The sequence below is a fragment of the Sphingomonas profundi genome (assembly GCF_009739515.1).
Lineage (GTDB): Bacteria > Pseudomonadota > Alphaproteobacteria > Sphingomonadales > Sphingomonadaceae > Alterirhizorhabdus > Alterirhizorhabdus profundi.
Genome location: NZ_CP046535.1, coordinates 1,719,834 through 1,734,814, shown reverse-complemented (window position 1 = coordinate 1,734,814; position 14,981 = coordinate 1,719,834). Strand labels below are relative to the sequence as shown.

Here is a 14,981-nt window from a genome sequence, read left to right as displayed (position 1 = left end):
AAGGTCGGACGGGCCAGCGCAAGGGGGAGTCAGTGCGCGCGTGCAACGATATCGGCCCAGCCCGCTTCGTCGATCACGGTTATGCCCAGTTCCTCGGCCTTGCGCCGCTTGGCGCCTGCATCGGCGCCGACCACCACGAGATCCGTCTTGCCGGAGACCGCGCTCGCCACCTTGGCGCCCAGCGCGTCGGCCTGCGCCTTCGCCTCGTCGCGCGACAGGGTCTCCAGCCGGCCGGTGAACACCACCGTCTTGCCGGTTACTGGCGAGGCGCGGGTCTCGTGGACAACATCCTGCGGCGCGACCTGCCGGAGCAGGTCAAACACGACAGCGCGATTATGCGCCTCGGCGGCGAAGTCGAGGATCGCCTCGGCCACTTCCGGTCCGATGCCGGGCGTGTCGAGCGCCGCCACCACCGCTTTCTGGCGCCGGATCTCGAACTTGCGGTCGGTCTCCGCCGGCGCTGGCGCCGTGCGGCGCCGGATGGCAAGGGCATGGCGGATCATCACCGCCAATCCTCGCATGGAGACGTAGCGCCGCGCCAGATCGCGCGCGGTGATCTCGCCGACGTGGCGGATGCCGAGCGCGAACAGGAAGCGGTCGAGCGGTGGCGCGCGCTTGGCGTCGATCGCGTCGATCAGGTTGCCGGCAGAGACTTCGGCCCACCGCTCGCGCGCCAGCAGCGTCTCCTTCGTCAGCCGGAAGATGTCGGCCGGAGACTGGATCAGGCCGTCGCGGAAGAAGCTCTCGACATTGGTGATGCCGAGCCCCTCGATATCCAGCGCGTGGCGGGAGGCGAAGTGGCGCAGCCGCTCCACCCGCTGGGCCGGACAGATCAGGCCGCCGGTGCAGCGTATGTCCACCTCGCCGATCTCCCGCTCGGCGGCGGAACCGCATTCGGGGCAGGCGGCAGGGAACGGCCAGGCGCCGCGCGCCTCGTCCCGCGACAGGTTCTCGACGATCTGCGGGATCACGTCGCCGGCGCGTTGCAGGATCACGCGGTCGCCGGGCCACACGTTCAGCCGCCCGATCTCGTCGGCATTGTGCAGGGTGGCGTTGGTGACGACGACGCCGCCCACCGTCACCGGCTCCAGCCGGGCGACGGGGGTGAGCTTGCCGGTGCGGCCGACCTGGATGTCGATCGCGCGCAGGGTGGTCTGCGCCTTCTGCGCCGGGAACTTGTGCGCGATCGCCCAGCGCGGCGCGCGACCGACCTGACCGAGCCGGCGCTGCCAGTCGAGCCGATCGAGCTTGTAGACGACGCCGTCTATGTCGAACGGCAGATCGGCGCGCGCCGCCTCGATCGCGCGATACTGCGCCAGCGCGTCGGCGACGTCGTCCACGCGCGTCAGCCGGTCCGACACCGGCACGCCCCAGCCGGCGATCGCCGCCATCACCGCCGCCTGCGTGTCGCCGGGCACGGCGCTCGCCTCGCCCCAGCCATGGGCCAGGAAGCGCAACGGGCGGGCGGCGGTGATCGCCGCATCCTTCTGCCGCAGCGATCCGGCGGCCGCGTTGCGCGGGTTGGCGAACTGGCGGGCCTTTTCCGGATCGACCGCCTCGGCCAGCAGCCGGGCGTTGAGCGCGGCGAAATCGGCCTTGTCCATATAGACCTCGCCGCGGATCTCGAACACCGCCGGCGCATCCTCGATCCGCTGGGGGATGTCGCCGATCGTCGCGACGTTGGCGGTCACGTTCTCGCCGGTCTGGCCGTCGCCACGGGTCAGCGCCTGCACCAGCACGCCCTCCTCGTAGCGCAGCGAGCAGGAGAGGCCGTCGATCTTCGGCTCGGCGGTCAGCGCCACAGGCTCGCTCTCGGGCAGGCTCAGGAAGCGGCGGACGCGGGCGACGAACTCGGCCACCTCCTCGTCGGAGAAGGCGTTGTCCAGGCTGAGCATCGGCCGCGCATGCGCCACCTTGGCGAGATGGCCGGAGGGCGCCGCGCCGATCAGCCGGCTCGGGCTGTCCGCCCGCACCAGATCGGGGAAGGCCGCTTCCAGTTCGGCGTTGCGGCGGACGAGCGCGTCATAGTCCGCGTCGCTGATCTCGGGCGCATCCTGCGCGTGGTAGAGCGCGTTGTGCCGGGCGATCTCGGCGGCGAGCGACGCCAACTCGGCGGCGGCGGCGGCGGGATCGGGATCGTCGGGCGCGGTCATGCCGCACCGTTAGAGCGAGTCCGGGGGGTACGGAAAGGGACTTCCGCTCAAGGCGCGACGGCGGCGAGCCGGGTCGGCGGCGAGGGCGATACCGCCGGCGCGCCGCCGCCGTACCGCGCCATCACGGCGAGTGCCGCGGCGACATCCTCGGGTAAGCGGACGACCGCCTTGGGCGCGGCGATCACCGCCATTTCCGCCCCGCGCGCCGGCACGCCGCATGCGCCGCCGGGCAGCAGGCGCGGGAAGATGCGGGCGCTCGCCAGCCTGTGCAGCTGATCGGGCGCGGCGGCGATCTCGTGCGCGGTGCCGGCCGCCTCGGCGCAGGCGGCGGGATCGGTCGCGTCGTCGCCATAGCTGTTGGCCAGCAGGGTGGTGAAGCGGTCATAATCCGCCTGGCCACCGCCCTCCGCCGCGAAATGCCCCTTTATCTCCAGATTGGCCGCCTCGATCGCGCCGCGCGACGCCTGCATGAAGCCGTTATAGTCGGCCAGTATGTCGATGCCGGCGGCGTGGCAGCGCAGCGAGGCGACCATCAGCATCGTCTGCAGCTCGCGCACGTTCACCGCCTCGCGGGTGCGGTCCGCCCAGCAGGCGGCGTTGGCCGGCACCGCGCCGATCATGCCCAGGAAAGCGCAGCATGCCGCCACGCGACGCACGAATGTCATGAAGCCCCCGCCTCGAAACGCCCCCAATCGGGCACAGGCGCATCATGGCGACGCAGGCTGAGAGGAATGTAAAAGAGGGCGGTTTACAATAGGCTAACCGCGCAGGCTCACGCCGCTTCCAGCAACCGCGCCGCCTGCGCCCGCGCCTCCGCCGTCACCTCCGCGCCGGAGAGCATGCGCGCGATCTCCTCGCGCCGCTCCGCAGCGTCCAGCGCGCGGACGCCGGTGCGCGTGACCAGGCCGTCATGCGCCTTGGCGATCAGCCAGTGGCGGCCCGCCCGCGCCGCCACCTGCGGGCTGTGCGTGACGACCAGCAGCTGCGCCGTGCCCGCCAGCCGGGCCAGCCGTTCGCCGATCGCGCTCGCCACCGCGCCGCCGACGCCGCGATCGATTTCGTCGAAGATCATCGTCGCGGCGCCGCCTTCCTCCGCCAGCGCCACCTTCAGCGCCAGGATGAAGCGGGAGAGTTCGCCGCCGCTGGCGATCTTCACCAGCGGCGCGAAGGGTGCGCCCGGGTTGGTCGAGATCTCGAACTCCACGCGATCCTGCCCGGCGGCGTTCCACTGCGCCTCCGCCAGCGGATCGACGACGGTGCGGAACCGCGCCGCCTCCAGCCGCAGCGGCGCCAGCTCCGCCGCCACCGCCTTGTCCAGTCGGGCGGCGGCGAGTTCGCGGCGGGCGCGCACCGTCTGCGCGGCGTCCACATAGGCGGCGCGCGCGGCGGCCGCCTCCTTGCCCAAACGGGCGAGGCCGGCGTCGCCCGAATCGATCCGCTCCAGCCGCCCGGCCAGCTCGGCGGCGAGCGCGGGCAGGGCGTCGGCCGTGACGCGGTGCTTGCGGGCGAGGGCGCGCAGATCGAACAGCCGCGTCTCCACCGCATCCAGCCGCGCCGGATCGAAGGCCAGCGCATCGTTGGCGGCGGCGAGCCTGTCCTCCGCTTCGCCAAGCTCGATCAGCGCGCGATCGAGCGACTCCATCGCCTCGCCTAGCAGCGGATGCTCGCCGGCCATCCGCTCCAGCCGCCGCGCCGCCTGGCGCAGCTGGGCGGAGGCACCGGCCGAACCGTCCAGATGCGCGCCCACCGTCGCCAGATCGTCGGCCAGGCGCGCGCCCTTCTGCATGCCCGTCCGCTCCCCGGCCAGCGCCTCCTCCTCGCCCTCCTCGGCGGCGAGGGCGGTGAGTTCGGCGACGGCATGCTCCAGCCACTCGCGATCGCGCGCGGCCGTCTCCAGCTCGGCGGTGGCGGCCTGCAGGCGCGCCTCGGCGGCCGCCCATGCGCGATAGGCGGCGGCGACGGCGCCCGTCTCTATCCGCCCGAACGTATCGAGCAGCGCGCGGTGGCCCCTGGCGTTCAGCAGGCCGCGATCGTCGTGCTGGCCGTGTATCTCCACCAGATGCGCGCCGAGTTCGCGCAGCAGGCCGGCGGAGGCGGGCTGGTCGTTCACCGTCGCGCGGCTGCCGCCGTCCGCCTTCACCAGCCGGCGGATCAGCAGCGGCTCGCCGGGCTCCTGCTCCAGCCCGTTCTCGGCCAGCACGGCGAGGGCGGGGTGATCGGCCGGCACCTCGAAGCTGGCGGTGACGACGGCCTGCGCCGCCCCCTGCCGCACGAGTCCGCTATCCGCCCGCATGCCGAGCGCGAGGCCCAGCGCATCGAGCAGGATCGACTTGCCCGCGCCGGTCTCCCCGGTCAGCGCGCCCAGACCCGCGCCGAAGCGCAGGTCCAGCGCCTCGATCAGCACCACGTCGCGAATGGAAAGGGCGGTCAGCATCCCCCGCCATGTAGGGCATCGGCGGGGCGGATTGAACGGCTATTCGGGAGCGGGCACGCGTCATAGCGACGCGGCGTACTTCCTTGGGCGGGTCGGGAAGCCATTGAAAGCCTGATCGAAGCGAGGCCGGTCGCTCAGGTCTTCTTGTTCATCAGCTGGTACGCATGCTCGTACCATTTGGTGCCGGGATAGTTCGCGCCGAGCACCGCCGCCGCCTTCTGCGCCTCCTCCGGGATGCCGAGCGCCAGATAGCCCTCGGTCAGCCGCATCAGCGCCTCCGGCACGTGCGTCGTCGTCTGGTAGGTGTCCACCACGTTGCGGAAGCGCAGCACGGAGGCGAGCCACTCGCCCCGGCGCTGGTAGAAGCGGCCGATCTCCATCTCCTTGCCGGCCAGATGATCGCGCACGAGATCGGTCTTCAGCCGCGCGTCGGCCGCATAGGCGGTGTCGGGGTAGCGGCGGATCAGCTCGCCCAGCGAGTCGAGCGCCTGCTGCGTGATCTTCTGATCGCGCGTGACGTCCTGGATCTGCTCGTAATAGTCCACCGCGATCAGGTAGAGCGCGTAGGGCGCATCCTTGTTGCCCGGATGGATCGAGAGGAAACGCTGCGCCGAGGAGATGGAGGCCGTATAGTCCCGCGCCAGATAATAGCTGAACGCGCTCATCAGCTGCGCCCGGCGCGCCCACACCGAATAGGGATGCTGGCGCTCCACCTCGTCGAACAGCTGGGCGGCGATCTTGTACTGGCGGCGATCGAGCCGGTCCTTCGCGCTGTTGTAGAGCGTGTCCACATCGCGCGCGACGTACTTGGTGTCCGTCTTGTTCTTGCCCGTGGCGCAGCCGGCGAGGGGCGAGACGAGGGCGGCGGCGATCATCACGGCGCCCCAGCGGGAGCGGCGCATCGGCGGACGGGGGGAGCTACGCATAAGCGGGAGCCTTAGCCGAGCGCGGGGGCGCCGCCAATGGGGCAAAGCGGGCGGACTACCGCCGGTTAACCCGACCACGCTAGAGACTGGCGCGATGCTGCGCGTGCTGACCCTTTCCAGCCTGTTCCCCGATGCGGCGCGGCCCACCTTCGGCGGCTTCGTGGCCAAGCAGACGATGGCGCTGGCGGCGCACCCCGACGTGACGCTGCAGGTGGTCGCGCCGTTGGGCCTGCCGCCATGGCCGCTCTCCCGCCACGCGCGCTACGCCGCACTTGCAGCACTGCCGCCGCGCGAGACGTGGCAGGGGTTGACGGTGCATCGCCCGCGCTTCCCGATCGTGCCGGCGATCGGCGGTCCGCTCTCCCCCCGGCTGATGGCGCGCGCGCTGCTGCCGCTGCTGCGCCGCATCCGCCGCGACTTCCCGTTCGACGTGATCGACGCGGAATTCTTCTACCCGGACGGGCCGGCGGCGGTGGCGCTGGGGCGGGCGCTGCGGGTGCCGGTGTCGATCAAGGCGCGCGGCAGCGACATCCACTATTGGTCGGAGCGGCCGGGCTGCCGGCGGCAGATCGTGGCGGCGGGCCGCGCCGCCGACGGGCTGCTGGCGGTGAGCGGACCTCTGCGGCAGGACATGATCGCGCTCGGCATGCCGGCGGATCGCATCCGCGTGCACCACACCGGCGTCGACCCCGGCCTGTTCCACCCGCGCGACCGGGCGGCGGAAAAGGCGGCGCTCGGCGTGGCCGGGCCGTTGCTGGTGAGCATCGGCTATCTGATCGAGCGCAAGGGCCAGCGGCTGGCGATCGAGGCAATACCGGCCATCCCCGGCGCGACCCTGCTGATCGTGGGCGACGGACCGGCGAAGGCCGAGCTGGAGGCGGGAATCGCGGCGCTGGGCCTCGGCGATCGCGTGCGCATGCTCGGCCCGCTGCCGCATGCCGCCTTGCCGCCTTTGCTGGCCGCCGCCGACATCATGGTGTTGCCCTCCTCCTCCGAAGGGCTGGCGAACGTGTGGGTGGAGGCGCTGGCCTGCGGCACGCCGGTGATCACGGCGGACGTCGGCGGCGCGCGCGAGGTGGTGAACCGGCCGGCGGCGGGGCGTCTCGTCCCGCTCGATCCGGCGGCGATCGCGGCGGCGGCGAACGGCATCCTGCGCGATCCGCCGGCCGTGGCCGAGGTGCTGGCGGCCGTGGCGGGGTTCACCTGGGAAGCGAACACCGCCGCGCTCCACGCTCACCTCGATCGCCTGCGCGCCGGCTGAGGCCGGCGGCGACCGCGCGCTCAGCGGCCGCGATGCGCCGGCATCCGCACCCCCCAGCGGATCGCGATCGCCCGGATCGCGAAGCCGAAGGCGCAGCCCAGCACCGACGGCCAAGGCGCGGCGGCGCCGGCGACGGTGAGGATCACGAACAGCGCCGCCGCGCACAAGGCCGCCGTCACGTAGATGTCCTGCCGCAGCAGGATGGAGGGCACGCCTGCCGTGATGTCCCGGATGATGCCGCCCAGGCAGGCGGTGATCACGCCGGCGGCGATCGCCGCGATCGCCGGTATGCCGAAGTGCAGCGCCTTGCCGGCACCGTAGACCGCGTAGGCGGAGAGGCCGGCGGCATCGAGCCAGTCGAGCGCGCGATCGGGCCACCAGCGCAGCGGGACCGCCCACACCGCCACGGCGACCGCGACGCACAGAATCACGGGCGCCGGATCGCGCATCCAGAAGATCGGCGCGCCGATCAGCAGGTCGCGCAGCGTGCCGCCGCCGGTGGCGGTGATAAGCGCGAAGAAGCAGGTGCCGATGAAATCGAGCCGCTTGCGCGCCGCGGCGAGCGCGCCGGAGGCGGCAAACACGGCGATGCCGGCGATATCCAGCCACGGCAGCACGGTCTCGATCGGAACAGGCATAAGCGGCAGAGGCATGCGGCCGCATAGACAGGCGACCGGCCGGCGTCACGCCCGCACCTCGATCGGCTGCCGCCTAAAGCGTATCGACATCCAGCTTTTCACGTGTCCGCTCATCCTGAGGAGGGGCTGAGCGGAGGCGAAGACTCGTCTCGAAGGATCCTTCGAGACGCCACTTCGACAGGCTCAATGGCTCCTCAGGATGAGCGGTCTGCCTAGAGGCAAGTTGAACCGGCTTGATCTGATCGATGTCGATCCGGCTAGAGCGGCAGCAGGGCCGCCACGATCTGCCGGCCCTCGCCGCGCAGCACCCCCCACAGGCGCGCGGCGGCGCGGCTGTCCATCACCTCCACGCCGACGTCCCGTGCTTCCAGCGCGGCGGTGAAGGCGGCGGGCGGTCGGCGGAGGGACGGACCCGTTCCGAGCAGCAGGAACTCGGGCGGCGGCACCAGCAGCGCGGCGACATCCGCCTCCGTGAGCGCGTCCAGCGGCGGCGCCGTCCAGGCCGTCGCGCGTTCCCACGTCATCAGCAGGCCGTCCGGGTAGATCGCGTCGTCGCCCAGGCGAAAGCCGCGCCCGGCGAAGCCCCGCACGATCGGCCCGCCGGCGGGCGGCTCCCGCTCCAGCGCCGGCATCAGGGCTTTTCGCGGCGGGTGACGCGCTCGGCGTTGCTCGTCGGCGTCAGCGCGGGCGTGGCGCGCTTGGCGAGGGTGGAGCGATCGATGCCGAGCGAGATCAGCAGCGAGGAGGAGACGTAGATCGACGAGTAGGTGCCGATGATGATGCCGAGCAGCATCGCGGCGGTGAAGCCGCGGATCACCTCGCCGCCGAACAGCAGCAGCGAGCCGAGCGCCAGCACCATCGACAGGGTGGTCATTACCGTGCGCGGCAGCGTCTCGTTTACCGAGAGGTCGATCAGCGCGCCGATCTCCATCTGGCGGTACTTGCGCAGATTCTCGCGAATGCGATCGTCGATCACGATCTTGTCGTTCAGCGAGTAGCCGACGATGGTTAGGATCGCGGCGACTACGTTCAGGTCGAACTCCAGCCGGGTCAGCGCGAAGAAGCCTAGCGTCACCGTCACGTCGTGGAACAGGGCGACGAGGGTGGAGACGCCAAAATGCCACTCGAACCGCGCCCAGGTGAACACCGCGATGCCGAGCACGGCGAGCAGCACGGCGAGAATGCCGTTCTGGATCAGTTCGCCCGAGACGCGACCGGAGACGGTATCGACCCGGCGGAAGCTCACGTCCGGATGCTGCGCCTTGATCGCCGCCTGCACCCGCTTCACCACCGCCTGGCTCGCCGTCTCGTCACCGGGCGGCAGCGGCAGGCGGATCGCCACGTTGTTCGGCCCGCCGAACTGCTGCAGCTTCGTTTCGCCCACGTTCAATCGGTTCACCGTCTCGCGCAGATCGTCGAGCGGGGCGGGGCCGGTAAAGCCCGCCTCAATCATCAGCCCGCCGACGAAATCGACGCCCAGGTTCAGCCCGCGCGTGGCGAGCAGGCCGATCGAGCCGAGCGTGAGCAGGATGGTGAAGGCAAAGGCGATCCAGCGCAGCCGGACGAAGCCGATATTGGTATTGTCGGGGACGATTCTCAGCAGGCGCATGGATGCCCCCTCAAATGTTCAGGTGCGTCGGGCGGGCGCGGCGGAGCCACAGCGCCACCAGCATGCGGGTGAAGGTGACGGCGGTGAACACCGAGGTGGCGATGCCGATCGTCAGCACCACGGCGAAGCCCTTCACCGGCCCGGAGCCGAACACGATCATGATGATCGCGGCGATCAGGTTGGTGACGTTGGCGTCGAAGATGGTGCGGCTGGCTTCCTTGTAGCCGATCTCCACCGACTGCATCACGCTGCGGCCGCGCCTCTGCTCCTCGCGGATGCGCTCGTTGATCAGCACGTTGGCGTCCACCGCCGCGCCGATGGTGAGCACGAAGCCGGCGATGCCGGGCAGCGTGAGGGTGGCGTTGATGATCGCCATGATGCCGAGGATGACGAACACGTTGATGACGACGGCGCACGTCGCATAGATGCCGAAGCGGCCGTAGGTGAGGATCATGAAGGTGATCACCGCCAGGGTGGCGATGATGCCGGCGATCGCGCCCGAGCGGATCGAATCGGCGCCCAGATCGGGGCCGACGGTCCGCTCCTCGATCACCTTCAACGCCACCGGCAGCTTGCCCGAGCGCAGCGAGATGGCGAGCTGGTTTGCGCTTTCCGCGGTGAAGTTGCCGCTGATCTGCGCCTTGCCGCCCAGGATCGGCTCGTTGATGTTCGGCGCGGAGAGCACGACGTTGTCGAGGATCATCGCGAACGGCTTGCCGGTATTCTCCTGCGTCACCCGCGCGAACTTGCGCCCGCCGACCGAGTTGAAGGTGATCGACACGACCGGCCGGCCATCCTGATCGCGCGCCACCTGCGCATCGATCAGCTCGTCGCCGGAGAGGATGGCGCGGCGCTGCACGGCGATGCGGCCGGGGCCGCCGTTGCTGGTCGGGTAGGGCAGCACCTGGCTGCCCACGCCCGCGCGCCCCTGCGCCACCGCCGCCGGATCGGCGGCGAGATCGACGAGCTTGAACTCCAGCTTGGCCGTTTTGCCGAGCAGCGCCTTCAGCGCCGCCGGGTTCTGCAAGCCCGGCACCTGCACCACGATGCGATCGTCGCCCTGGCGGATGATCGTCGGCTCGCGCGTGCCGAGCTCGTCGATGCGCTTGCGGACGACCTCCGTCGCCACCTTCATCGCCGAGTCTGTCTCGTTGGCAAGGCCGGCCTTCGTCGGCGTCATCACGATGCGCGTCGAATCGACGACCGCCACGTCCCAGTCGCGCTGCCCCGTGACCCCCACCGCCTGGGTGAGACCCCGCGCCCGCTCCACCGCCGCGTCCAGCTGCGCCACGTCACGCACGAAGAAGGAGAGGCGGCCGCCCGTCGTCGAGATGTCGCCGATCTCCACGCGGGGGTCGCCGCGCCGCATCTCGGTGCGGACGGTCTCCTCCATCTTGGCGAGCGTCTGGCGGGCGAGATCGACGGTATCCGCCTCCAGCAGGATGTGGCTGCCGCCGGAGAGATCGAGGCCCAGGTTGAACCGCGCGCTGGGCACGCCAGGCGGGAACCGCGCCACCGTCGCTTCCGGCAGGAAGCTGGGGATGGCGAACAGCACGCCCAGGAGCAGCGTGAGGCAGATCGACCAGATCTTCCAGCGCGGGAAATCGAGCATCGCCGCGCTCAGTCGTTCGCGGGCTTGGACGTGCCGACGCCGCTCACGTCGCTGAGCGTCGACTTGAGCGCCTTGACGCGGACGTTGGGGGCGAGCTCAACCTCAACCGCATCCTCTTCCACACGCGTCACCTTGCCGAGCAGGCCGCCGCCGGTGACGACCTGATCGCCCTTCTTCACCGCCAGCAGCTTCTCGCGATGCGCCTTGGCGCGCTGCTGCTGCGGGCGGAGGATCAGGAAGTAGAAGCCGACGAAGATCAGCAGCAGCGGCGCCATCTGCATGATGATCGCGGAGAAGCCGCCCGGCTGGGCTGCGCCGGCGGCCTGGGCGAATGCGGGAGTGATGAACATGGGAAAAAGAGCTTCCTGGAAGCGGCTGACCGGGTGGCCGAAGATCGCGGGCGCCTATCACGATCGGTCCGCCTCGCGCAATGGCGCTGCTGCGCCGCGGCCGGCGGCGACGCCGGCGCCGCTTGCCAAGTGTGGGATGGCCGCCTAAAGGCCGCCGTCTAGGTCGGGGCGTAGCGCAGCCTGGTAGCGCATCAGACTGGGGGTCTGGGGGTCGCAGGTTCGAATCCTGTCGCCCCGACCAGCTAGACCCATCTCCCCCAGCGTCACGGAACGGTTCGGCTACCGGCCTCTCTCGCGCGTGCGGTCGTCATGCGGCTGGCCGTCATCTTCTTCGGACATGCCGACGGCCGGCCCTCCGTACAGGAAGGCCGGCCGTCGGGCCGATGCGATCGGGCTTACAGGCCCGGGTTGAGGCGGACGCCGAAGCCGATCAGCGCGCGCTGGCGGGCGGTGTCGTTGGCGTAGTTCGAATATTTATACTCGCCGTTCACGTAGAAGCGGTCGGTCAGCGAATATTCGACGCCGCCGCCCACCTGATAGCCGTCGCTGCGGCCGTGATTGTAGTAGCCGGTCTCGCCGGTGCCGGCGGCGGGCACGAAGCTCTTGCGGAACTCGTTGCTGACATAGCCGGCCTTGCCGTAGACGAGGATCTGCGGCGTCACCAGATAGCCCGCGCGCACCGCCGCACCCCATTCCTCGAAAGACTTGTGGTCGATCAGGCCGCCGCGCACGCCGGCCGTCTGGTTCGAGTTCCACTCGTTGGCGCGCCAGTAGCTCGCCTCCGGGCCGATCACGATGCGGTCGCCGATCTGGCCGTCGAAGCCGATAGCGCCGCCATAGCCGAGCTTGTCGTTGTGCTGGCCCTGCGACTGGAAGCGATCGAGGCCGACCTGCCCCTCGGCGCGGAAGCCGCGAAAGCTGGTGCCGCTGGTCGGGCTGGTGGCGGCGGTGCCGACGCTGTCGGTCTGGGCCTGGGCGGCGGTCGCGGCGAGGGCGGCGGTGACGGCGGTGAGGAGGATCTTCTTCATGCTACTATTCCCTATCGGCTCGAAAGCACCGGCTGAATAGACGGGCGCGCGGGAGGTTCCGGGGCCGTCTGCGTCAATGCTGAATGCGATATACTGTGTCGAAGCTGCATCACCGGCGCGGCGGTTCATACGTGTTCGGCCAATGAATGGCTCATGAACGATCTAAACGCATCGGGTTTCATGACATGACGGCCGTCACATTCAGAACAACTTGATTAACAAACCGTAATATTGCAGCCGTGATTTTTCATGGATCAAATTCTGTCCGGCCGGGCGGCGATTGCAGCGCCCGTGCCTGCTCCCCATATCGGCCGCACGGATGAGCGGGGAAAGAATGAGCGACAAGATCGGATGGCACGGCACGACGATATTGTCCGTGCGCAGGAACAACCGGGTGATCGTGGCCGGGGACGGGCAGGTCTCGCTCGGCAACACGGTGATCAAGCCCAATGCGCGCAAGGTGCGCCGGCTGGGTGACGGATCGGTGATCGGCGGCTTCGCCGGCGCCACGGCAGACGCCTTCACCCTGTTCGAGCGGCTGGAGCGCAAGCTGGAGCAGCATAACGGCCAGCTGCTGCGATCGGCTGTGGAGCTGGCCAAGGACTGGCGCACCGACAAGTATTTGCGCAACCTGGAGGCGATGATGATCGTCGCCGACAAGGACGCCACCCTGATCCTGACCGGCAATGGCGACGTGCTGGAGCCGGAGGCCGGTATCGCTGCGATCGGCTCCGGCGGCAATTACGCGCTGGCCGCCGCCCGCGCGCTGGTGGACTATGAGGCCGATGCCGAGACGATCGCGCGCAAGGCGATGGCGATCGCGGCGGAGGTGTGCGTGTTCACCAACGGCAACCTGACCGTCGAGGCGCTCGACGCGACCAACTGACCTGTTCCGAGAGAGATGCAGATGAACGACGCCCTGACCCCCAAGGCCATCGTGGCCGCGCTGGACGCGCACATCATCGGGCAGACCGATGCCAAGCGCGCCGTCGCGGTGGCGCTGCGCAATCGCTGGCGCCGGCAGAAACTGCCGGAGGGCCTGCGCGAGGAGGTGACGCCCAAGAACATCCTGATGATCGGGCCGACAGGCTGCGGCAAGACGGAGATCAGCCGTCGCCTGGCCAAGCTGGCCGACGCGCCGTTCGTGAAGGTGGAGGCGACGAAGTTCACGGAGGTGGGCTATGTCGGCCGCGACGTCGAGCAGATCGCCCGCGATCTGGTGGAGGAGGCGGTGCGGCTGGAGAAGGAGCGCCGCCGCGCCGCCGTGCGCGACAAGGCGGAGGAGGCGGCGATGGCGCGCCTGCTGGACGCGCTGACCGGCAAGGATGCGAGCGAGGCGACGCGCAGCGCCTTCCGCCAGCGGTTCCGCGACGGCCACCTCGACGACAAGGAGGTGGAGATCGAGGTTGAGGAGAGCGGCGGCATGCCGCTGGAGATCCCCGGCATGGGCGGCCAGGTGGGCATGATCAACCTGGGCGACATGATGGGCAAGCTGGCCGGCGGACGCACCAAGCGGCGCCGGCTGCCGGTGCCCGCCGCCTGGGCCAAGCTGACCGAGGAGGAAGCGGACAAGCGGCTGGACCAGGACGAGGTGAGCCGCACCGCGCTGGCCGACGCCGAGGCGAACGGCATCGTCTTCCTGGACGAGATCGACAAGATCGCCGTGTCCGACGTGCGTGGCGGATCGGTGAGCCGGGAGGGTGTGCAGCGCGATCTGCTGCCGCTGATCGAGGGCACCACCGTCGCCACCAAATACGGCCCGATGAAGACGGACCATATCCTGTTCATCGCCAGCGGCGCCTTCCACGTCGCCAAGCCATCCGATCTGCTGCCGGAACTGCAGGGCCGCCTGCCGATCCGGGTGGAACTGAAGGCGCTGACCGAAGCCGATTTCGTCCGCATCCTCTCCGCCACGCGGGCCAGCCTGACGGAACAGTATCGCGCGCTGATCGGCACCGAGGGCGTGACGGTGACGTTCACCGAGGACGGCATCGCCGCCATCGCCCGCATCGCCGCCGAGGTGAACGGGCAGGTGGAGAATATCGGCGCCCGCCGCCTGTCCACGGTGATGGAGAAACTGCTGGAAGAGGTGAGCTTCGACGCCGAGGATCGCGGCGGCGAGGCGCTGACGGTCGACCGCGCCTATGTGGAGGCGCAGTTGCAGGCGATCGCGCGCAACACCGATCTCAGCAAATATGTGCTCTGAGGTTCGCTGAACTTCGGGCGGGGCGGATGGCCGAGACCCTCGTCCTGATCCACGGCACCAACGGCTCCGGTGCGGAGACGGAGCCGCTGGCGCGGCGCCTGCCGCCGGGCATCGATACGTTCGCGCCGGACTGGCTGGGCCATGGCGGCCGGCCGGCTCCCGACGAGGATTACGGCATGGACGCGATCGTCGACGATCTCGCCCTGTCGCTGGATCGCCGGCGGATCGATCGCTGCTTCCTGTTCGGCTACAGCATCGGCGGTTACGCCGCTCTGGTGCTGGCGCATCGCTATCCGGAGCGGGTACGCGGCATCGTCACGCTGGCGACGCGGCACCTGTGGCACGCCCGCGGTGTCGCCCACCTGGTCCATCTCGCCACGCCGGAGCGGCTGATGCGGCCGGGCAACCCGCGCGCGGCGGAGCTGGCGGCGATCCACCATCCGACCGACTGGCGGCGGGTGAACGCCGCCAACCGGATGCTGTTCGCCCGGCTGGGCGAGGCGCCGCCGCTCAGCGAGGCGGACCTGCGCGCGATCGCCGTGCCGGTGCTGGTGCTGAACGGCACTGCCGATCCGCTGGTGCCGGAGGAGGAGACGCGGGCGCTGGCCGCCTTGTTTCCCACATGGCGGCTGGGCCTGTTCGAGGGAAGCGCGCACCCGTTCCACCAGACCCCGCTGGACGACATCGCCACCGCGACCGCCGGCTTCATCGGCGACGTGGCGGCGCTGGAGCGCGCTTAGGCGCACGGCATGTGCCGAGGCCGG

At 70.2% G+C, this 14,981-nt stretch carries 14 protein-coding genes and 1 tRNA gene; 5 read left to right on the top strand and 10 right to left on the bottom strand.

All coding sequences use genetic code 11. The annotated features are described in order from the left end of the window. Positions 1-29: 29 nt before the first annotated feature. The 4 genes from ligA to GNT64_RS08070 form a co-directional block, all read right to left on the bottom strand. Entirely contained in the window at positions 30-2,153 is a 2,124-nt protein-coding gene (gene ligA, locus GNT64_RS08085) for an NAD-dependent DNA ligase LigA (protein ID WP_156679071.1), read from the bottom strand. 47 nt (positions 2,154-2,200) lie between these two features. Beyond that, on the bottom strand, positions 2,201-2,818 hold the full coding sequence (locus GNT64_RS08080) for a hypothetical protein (protein ID WP_156679070.1): 618 nt from the start codon (positions 2,816-2,818) through the stop codon (positions 2,201-2,203). 107 nt (positions 2,819-2,925) lie between these two features. After that, on the bottom strand, positions 2,926-4,587 hold the full coding sequence (gene recN / locus GNT64_RS08075; protein WP_156679069.1) for a DNA repair protein RecN: 1,662 nt from the start codon (positions 4,585-4,587) through the stop codon (positions 2,926-2,928). A 134-nt stretch (positions 4,588-4,721) separates the two neighbouring features. Continuing rightward, positions 4,722-5,489 (bottom strand): outer membrane protein assembly factor BamD, encoded by a 768-nt coding sequence (locus GNT64_RS08070; RefSeq protein WP_156681501.1) that lies wholly within the window; start codon positions 5,487-5,489, stop codon positions 4,722-4,724. Positions 5,490-5,607: 118 nt separating this feature from the next. Here GNT64_RS08070 and GNT64_RS08065 point away from each other — a divergent pair, with 118 nt between their 5' ends. Continuing rightward, positions 5,608-6,774 (top strand): glycosyltransferase, encoded by a 1,167-nt coding sequence (locus tag GNT64_RS08065; protein ID WP_156679068.1) that lies wholly within the window; start codon positions 5,608-5,610, stop codon positions 6,772-6,774. Positions 6,775-6,794: 20 nt separating this feature from the next. Here GNT64_RS08065 and GNT64_RS08060 read toward each other — a convergent pair whose 3' ends face one another. The 5 genes from GNT64_RS08060 to yajC all read right to left on the bottom strand — a co-directional run bounded on the left by GNT64_RS08060 (position 6,795) and on the right by yajC (position 10,983). Then, on the bottom strand, positions 6,795-7,427 hold the full coding sequence (locus tag GNT64_RS08060) for a trimeric intracellular cation channel family protein (RefSeq protein ID WP_156679067.1): 633 nt from the start codon (positions 7,425-7,427) through the stop codon (positions 6,795-6,797). A gap of 242 nt (positions 7,428-7,669) precedes the next feature. After that, positions 7,670-8,044: an Mth938-like domain-containing protein gene (locus GNT64_RS08055; RefSeq protein ID WP_156679066.1), complete on the bottom strand. Its 375-nt coding sequence runs from the start codon at positions 8,042-8,044 to the stop codon at positions 7,670-7,672. Then, positions 8,044-9,021, bottom strand: coding sequence for a protein translocase subunit SecF (secF, locus tag GNT64_RS08050; RefSeq protein ID WP_156679065.1), 978 nt, complete (start codon positions 9,019-9,021; stop codon positions 8,044-8,046). The genes GNT64_RS08055 and secF overlap by 1 nt, the downstream gene beginning before the upstream one ends. A 10-nt stretch (positions 9,022-9,031) precedes the next feature. Next, complete coding sequence (gene secD / locus GNT64_RS08045) at positions 9,032-10,633, bottom strand: protein translocase subunit SecD (RefSeq protein WP_156679064.1); 1,602 nt, start codon at positions 10,631-10,633, stop codon at positions 9,032-9,034. Between the two features lie 8 nt (positions 10,634-10,641). Continuing rightward, positions 10,642-10,983 (bottom strand): preprotein translocase subunit YajC, encoded by a 342-nt coding sequence (yajC, locus tag GNT64_RS08040; RefSeq protein ID WP_156679063.1) that lies wholly within the window; start codon positions 10,981-10,983, stop codon positions 10,642-10,644. A 164-nt stretch (positions 10,984-11,147) separates the two neighbouring features. Here yajC and GNT64_RS08035 point away from each other — a divergent pair. Next, positions 11,148-11,224: transfer RNA gene (locus tag GNT64_RS08035), tRNA-Pro, on the top strand. Positions 11,225-11,378: 154 nt separating this feature from the next. Here GNT64_RS08035 and GNT64_RS08030 read toward each other — a convergent pair. Beyond that, on the bottom strand, positions 11,379-12,011 hold the full coding sequence (locus tag GNT64_RS08030) for an outer membrane protein (protein ID WP_156679062.1): 633 nt from the start codon (positions 12,009-12,011) through the stop codon (positions 11,379-11,381). Between the two features lie 334 nt (positions 12,012-12,345). Between GNT64_RS08030 and hslV the strand changes: the two genes are divergently transcribed. Genes hslV through GNT64_RS08015 form a run of 3 tightly spaced genes read left to right on the top strand, consistent with a single transcriptional unit; the run spans position 12,346 to position 14,957 of the window. Then, complete coding sequence (gene hslV, locus GNT64_RS08025) at positions 12,346-12,897, top strand: ATP-dependent protease subunit HslV (RefSeq protein ID WP_156679061.1); 552 nt, start codon at positions 12,346-12,348, stop codon at positions 12,895-12,897. A 21-nt stretch (positions 12,898-12,918) separates the two neighbouring features. Continuing rightward, a complete protein-coding gene (gene hslU / locus GNT64_RS08020) occupies positions 12,919-14,217 on the top strand; it encodes an ATP-dependent protease ATPase subunit HslU (RefSeq protein ID WP_156679060.1) in 1,299 nt (432 codons plus the stop codon). A 26-nt stretch (positions 14,218-14,243) separates the two neighbouring features. Further along, positions 14,244-14,957 (top strand): alpha/beta fold hydrolase, encoded by a 714-nt coding sequence (locus GNT64_RS08015; protein WP_156679059.1) that lies wholly within the window; start codon positions 14,244-14,246, stop codon positions 14,955-14,957. Positions 14,958-14,981 lie beyond the last annotated feature (24 nt).